This window comes from Vibrio eleionomae, assembly GCF_009874545.1.
GTDB classification, from domain to species: domain Bacteria; phylum Pseudomonadota; class Gammaproteobacteria; order Enterobacterales; family Vibrionaceae; genus Vibrio; species Vibrio nitrifigilis.
Genome location: NZ_WEKT01000021.1, coordinates 59119 through 65596 on the forward strand (window position 1 = coordinate 59119; position 6478 = coordinate 65596).

General features: G+C 37.9%; 7 protein-coding genes. 1 reads left to right on the plus strand and 6 read right to left on the minus strand.

Annotated elements, in window-relative coordinates; translation table 11 throughout:
* Positions 1-10 precede the first annotated feature (10 nt).
* Positions 11-880: a putrescine utilization regulator PtrR gene (ptrR, locus tag F9817_RS12560; protein WP_161156035.1), complete on the plus strand. Its 870-nt coding sequence runs from the start codon at positions 11-13 to the stop codon at positions 878-880.
* A 1265-nt stretch (positions 881-2145) separates the two neighbouring features.
* On the opposite strand, the gene F9817_RS12565 is transcribed toward ptrR, so the two are convergent.
* The 6 genes from F9817_RS12565 to F9817_RS12590 form a co-directional block, all read right to left on the minus strand.
* Positions 2146-2664: an Hcp family type VI secretion system effector gene (locus tag F9817_RS12565; protein WP_161156036.1), complete on the minus strand. Its 519-nt coding sequence runs from the start codon at positions 2662-2664 to the stop codon at positions 2146-2148.
* Positions 2665-2858: 194 nt separating this feature from the next.
* The gene (gene ybiA, locus F9817_RS12570) at positions 2859-3416 is read right to left on the minus strand and encodes a riboflavin biosynthesis intermediates N-glycosidase (RefSeq protein ID WP_202436446.1); all 558 of its coding nucleotides are present in this window, start codon (positions 3414-3416) and stop codon (positions 2859-2861) included.
* A gap of 138 nt (positions 3417-3554) precedes the next feature.
* On the minus strand, positions 3555-4073 hold the full coding sequence (locus F9817_RS12575; RefSeq protein WP_161156038.1) for an Hcp family type VI secretion system effector: 519 nt from the start codon (positions 4071-4073) through the stop codon (positions 3555-3557).
* A 276-nt stretch (positions 4074-4349) separates the two neighbouring features.
* Positions 4350-5294, minus strand: a complete 945-nt coding sequence (locus tag F9817_RS12580) for a TAXI family TRAP transporter solute-binding subunit (RefSeq protein WP_230389756.1) — start codon at positions 5292-5294, stop codon at positions 4350-4352.
* A gap of 26 nt (positions 5295-5320) precedes the next feature.
* Positions 5321-5494: a hypothetical protein gene (locus F9817_RS12585; RefSeq protein ID WP_161156042.1), complete on the minus strand. Its 174-nt coding sequence runs from the start codon at positions 5492-5494 to the stop codon at positions 5321-5323.
* 31 nt (positions 5495-5525) lie between these two features.
* On the minus strand, positions 5526-6281 hold the full coding sequence (locus tag F9817_RS12590; protein ID WP_161156044.1) for a hypothetical protein: 756 nt from the start codon (positions 6279-6281) through the stop codon (positions 5526-5528).
* Positions 6282-6478 lie beyond the last annotated feature (197 nt).

Here is a 6478-nt window from a genome sequence, read left to right on the forward strand (position 1 = left end):
TGAGAATGGTATGAACTTATCTCAACTTGAAATGTTTAATGCCGTTGCTGAAACGGGTAGCGTGTCAGAAGCAGCCAAACGAGTCCATCGTGTGCCTTCCAATGTCACAACCCGCATTAGACAATTGGAAGCTGACCTAGGTGTCGAACTGTTCATCCGAGAGAACCAACGGTTAAGGTTATCGCCTGCTGGATATAACCTTCTCAATTACAGCCACCAAATTTTGCAACTCGTCGAAGAAGCTCGCGATGCCGTCGTTGGCGAAGAACCTAAAGGACGTTTGCATTTAGGTTCATTAGAAAGTACCGCAGCGGTAAGAATCCCCCCCATTCTAGCGAAATATAATCAAAGCTATCCGTTAATTCAGTTGGATTTAATTACCGGTCCATCCGGCAGTATGTTTGACCAAGTATTAGATGGAGAGCTCGCCGCGGCATTTATCGATGGCCCCGTCATTCACCCTGCGATTGAAGGACGCCCACTGTGTGATGAAGAGTTAGTTCTGATCTCACCAAGCCAATACCCTACGATAACTCGGGGCCAAGATCTGACTGGTCAGAATATCTATGCGTTTCGCGCAAACTGTTCATATCGACGCCACTTTGAAAACTGGTTTCTAGCCGATCACGCCAAACCAGGCAACATCTATGAAATGGAATCCTATCACGGCATGCTCGCTTGTGTGATAGCTGGCGCTGGTGTCGCCATGTTGCCGAAAAGCATGTTGATGACAATGCCAGGGCATGAACAAGTAAAAATCAGCCCAATGGGAGAAGACTGGCGCTGGCTCACTACATGGTTAATATGGCGTCGAGGATCCATGACACCTCAACTACAACTCATGCTCGACATACTCCCTGAGTATAAAGAACGCGCCTAAGATATACCCAGAAACCTTAAGATAGAGTCTCATCGAGAATGTGTTGAGTCTCAAGCAAGTTATATGGCTATAAATGTGGTTGAAACGTCTTATCAACCACATAATTTTATATTGCTAATAAACGTTATATTCTGCATTTAAATATAAAATTTAACTCATATGCATGTCGTTTAAATATAAATAACTAATGTAATACACTATCTAAAACAATCACTTATTAATAAATGCATTTTATTTAAAATTAACCAATTAGAGCTATATTTTTATCTAAGAAAGGTTGATATATTTTTAACCAGACACAATTGGATTCTCAGTAAATCCATAACAACATCAGTTGGCATTCTAATTAAAACAATAATCGATAAAGCTACCTCATCAAAGGTGGCTTTATTTTTAGCCTCGATTATAAAATTAGATCAATATAAACCGAGTTTCATAATAAATAGATTTTTTATATATATTAAGCCAAAAAATAAAAATTCAAATTATTTAATCTACTCTGATACACNCTGATACACCAATATTAGATTTAACTTTTATAAGTTGTGATAATAATCATGGAATAAGAATCACAATATTGCCGTTTTAAAATTAAAAAATCTCATTATTGGTACTATTTTCATCACTATACATGATAGTTTTATAAAACGTATTGAGTACGATTAGTGATGCTGATCCAAGATATATGGATATGAACTTCAATTGGGTAAATTATCGAATAAATCAGTTGATATGAAAACCATTGAATTTTAAATTATAAGTGTTAGAAAATTAACACCTTAGTGACATGGCTCTGTCTTTACAACTTACTATTTACAGTATTTTGTACTAATAAATAAAATAAAGATACAGCTCGTAATAATAATTATTAATTAAAGGTGCTATTTATACCTAAATGATCATTTAGATTAATTAAAGAATGTGAAATGAAAGAGTGAAATTTTAATCTAACTTTCATCTTTATAGATACAGAATGAACATAAAACAAACAGATTGTTTATTCAGTTGTCATTTACATAACAAGGTTGAAAAAATGGAAAAATGTGATCATCAAGGTCAGTTAATGCGTCAACATCGCTCATTTCTCGATAAAATGCTAGGTGTCAAACACGTCTATGTGTGCAAAAAATGTGGCAAAAGAATAAAACTTAGAAATCATAAAGTTGCCGCTAAGTAAACAACACTATCCGATTCTATCCCGCCTAGGGATAAAAAAAGCGCTGGGAAGTACTACTCCCCAGCGCTTTTTTATTGTGTAACGAAGACTATGCTTCGATTGGTTTACGCCAGTCGTCTGAACCAGATGTACCTGCGTTCACGTGATCCCAAGTGATTTGACGATAAGTCATCGATACAGTTAGGTTTTGCGTGAAGTCAGATTTTGCTGGATCTTGGCAGTGTGGCATTTCGCAACGGATATCAACGATTGATGCGTTTTCTAGCGTAGTCGTAAAGAAGTTTTCTTGTTTACCTTCGATAGAAGTACGGTACCATTTTAATGTCACTGAAGACATTTTTTCACCCGATGCTAATGCGTTATATAGCAATGGAACCGCTTTATTTAATGACACAGTAAATTTAAAAGCTTTGTGAACACGCTGACCAGAAGGCTGACCGGATTGAGGATCAGTTGGTACAGTTACGCTGTGGTCAAACTGTTGAACCAACATTTCATCTTCGTGACCTTCAACATATGAATCACCGATTGAATCGGCAGTACATGCGCCTGCAGTGATAAGACCTTGGGTTTGACCTTCGATAGAGATATAACATGGAGTTGGCATTGCAAATTCCTTTCAATAAGTAAGTAAGGCGTTATTTCACGCTATACATGACTATGAGCAAACAAAGTGCCAATTCTCTACTATCAAAAATCAATAGGTTATAAAGTCAACATACCTAGTAGGGCAATATTTCTCTCATGCTAAGCAACTTATTGCCCAGCAAGAACAATTTTTTGTCATTACTCGCAAAACGGTTATAACTCATTTATCAGTTGACGAGTTTTCATCAAAGCATATCCAAGTAGATTTAGGCCTTGCCATTGATTTACTTGCTCTACTTTTGGATCGTCGGCTGAAAGACCAATTCCCCAAATTCTATCGACAGGGCTCGCTTCAACTAAAATACGGTCGCCAGTATTAGAGAGAAATGCCTTCATATCCGAATGTTGAGAAAATTTAAGTACGTTAGCTTGAACAACAATGTTGTACCGAACCTCACGCCAAATTTGCTCATCAAAGCCAACGACATTTCGCCCAAGCTTTTTCGCCTCTCCTGGAGTTTTGCAAACCAAAATTTTTTCTGCGATATCATGATTATCGAACGTTTTTGCTTTTTGATACATCATGTAATGTTCTGCGGTGAGAAAACATTTACTCCCTTCATAGAACGGAGCCTCATACCATTGGCTGAAGCAAGATTTTGCTATTCCTTGCTGTGGTTTTCTGTGCCCCCAGAAGTAAACAAATTTAAATTCTTTTCCTTGACGTTGAGCCGAGAGCAAATCTTCATTAGATTGGATCAGCATTGTCATATCATTTTCCTTTTTCTCGTTAGCGCTTCACCTAAGCTGCCAACAAAAAAGCGCCGAACATCGGCGCTTTATCATTTAATATCTTGGGCAGATAGCCCGTTTAATCTGTGAGATTAGATTAAACGCCCAATCGAAGCGTTATGCTTCAACAGGCTTACGCCAGTCGTCTGCACCTGAAGTACCCGCATTCACATGTTCCCAGCTGATTTGACGGTAAGTCATCGATACAGTTAGGTTTTGCGTGAAGTCAGATTTTGCTGGATCTTGACAGTGTGGCATTTCGCAACGGATATCAACGATTGACGCATTTTCTAACGTGGTAGTGAAGAAGTTTTCTTGTTTACCTTCGATAGAAGTACGGTACCATTTTAATGTCACAGAAGACATTTTTTCACCCGATGCCAATGCGTTATATAGCAGTGGAACGGCTTTATTTAATGACACTGTAAATTTGAACGCTTTATGTACGCGCTGACCAGAAGGCTGACCAGATTGAGGATCAGTTGGAACAGTCACGCTATGGTCAAATTCTTGTACCAGCATTTCATCTTCATGGCCTTCCACGTAAGAGTCACCAATTGAATCTGCTGTACATGCGCCTGCAGTGATAAGACCTTGGGTTTGACCTTCGATAGAGATATAACATGGAGTTGGCATTACAAATTCCTTCAAATAAAAACAAATGATGCGATATTTCGCTATACCACTAAAGAGCAAGGGTAATGCCAACCAAGCCAATAAATAAAATCAACAGGTTATAAAAACAAAAATAATATTAGGGCAATTTCTTTCTCAAGATAAGCAACTTTTTGCCCAGACGTTGCAACTTTTATCCCGCCCAGAAACATAAAAGGCTTCCTTAAATGGAAGCCATACTTTGTGTCCAACGACCTCATTGACGAAATTCAGAGGTTATTTGGGTTGATGAAATGATTACTCGTATTTTTTCATCACTTGCTCATCAAGAGGGAAATATGCCCAATCAGATTGACCATCATCCTCGATATAATCATAAACACTTGCCCAGTTAGGGCTTGTATCAGGATCATCCGCCAAATCTGCTACATTGGAGTATATACAAGCTGCCAATTGGGACATTGGTTTATTGCGCGATTCCTTACGGAATGATTTACCAATTAAAAGCGCTCTAACGCCAACAGTTTGCACCGGTGACACTTTACCACTAATTTCATAGTTCACTGTTTGTTTGCTATAAAATGGCGCGTCTTTTTTAATTTCATCATAATCTAAGCTCGCCAAAACCCATTTCCCTGAATCTAGGTAATTTTTCACCGGTTGATATGGAGCACCACCAACTAAAACAATTGGCATACTGGTATTGTTCACATTCTCTTGGGTTTCTTTGACATGTAAATTCAATTTAAAGAAATAACTCAATGCTTCAGCTGAGACGATCGAACCACCCCATGAACCTACCTCTTGATTTTTTAGCATAGAAAGTGTGAATTTTTTCTTATCATCGCCCCCAAATAGTGATGAGAGAATATTACCGCTGCCTTTTGGCGAATATCCTTTCGGAATGAGTAGATGCACAGATTCTTCATGTAAACCAGTTAACACCTTAAGACGATTTCGGTTTACCTTCTTCGGTGAACGCTTAGCGTTATAATGCAATACATCTTCTTGAACAATCGCTAAAGCGTATTTTTTATTCATCAAGCCAAGTAAATTTTCAACCGACCCACCAGATTCTTCAACGTTCAAATCGACGCTCACATCATCACTACAATAGCTTTTGATGTCGTTGCCCATTTTGAAGTAGTTACCGGTTGAACCACCAGTTCCCATATTAAGCGTTTTCGCATGAATCGGAGCCGTTACAATTAACGCTGATAGCATCACTGCAAATAATTTCATTTTCATCCCTTTTAATTTTATTATGCCTAGAACGGGCTTTCACTTTGATAAGTGTCGTTTGAATCAGAGCCAGAGTCGCCTTGCATATAGCCCGACATGAAACTCAGCACTGACAATATGACAACCAAGGAGAAGATCACTGCAATAATAATCCTCATCACCTGGGTACTTTTTGCAGGTTTAATTTTTTGTTCTGCCATAACTGACCTTTTAACTATCTAAAATTTAAAATTATTCATTATCAATTGCATAATCGGATACAGAATTTTCAATACTGACCATTGCAGATTGGAAGTCCTGTTCAATGGCAGCAAATGCTTCCATACCAAGCATTTCATCGATTGAATCATTATTTTGGTTAGCAAAAGCCATAGCATCACCAACAATATCTGAAAACTCTGCCATTTCTTTATAGTCTTCAACCTTCTTCGCGAGAGCTTTATGTGCTTCACCCGCTTTTTCTACGTTGATACAGACTTGGCTATATGCTTGCTCAACCCGACCGGCCATATTCAACTTGGTTTGATAACTGGATGAAGATTTATCTGATTCGTTTAGTTTCGCTTTAATACGTTCCACATAACCACCCATTTTATTCCGGGCTTCACGCGCTCCATCTAAACGAGCTTTTGAATCAATAACCAGATTGGTTAAGGTTTCTATCTTATGGGTTCTAGCCTCTTCAATCATGTTGGCAACGATATGATTACGCATTTTTTGCTTAATGTGTTTATCGTTCATTTTGAGATAACGCAAGCCATAAAACATAACGGCGATACCAATAAAACCAACGAGTAATGCCACTGTTCCGGCAATAATTTGTAATGCGATAAAGCTTGCTAACACCAACCCCAAAATACACAAAAGCGCAAAGCCAAAGTTTCTTGCTTTTAAATTAATTGGGGCATCTTTCTCTTTTTTAATTTCTGCAATTCGAGTGTTACTCTGCTCAACAAATTGAGCGAGACTCAATGGTTGTGTTGACAAGTGATTCTCCTAACCTAACGGGCGTCCGTGCGATGTATAGTATTTTCTAGCCTGCATTAAATGAAGATTTTTATTGTTATTAATATTATGAATCGTATTTTTTGAGATCTTCTTCCAAAGTGATATACATTATTTTTGGGCAATCTATTATCAATATCGCCACTATATATTTATGTCTATTAACGACAAATAAATAC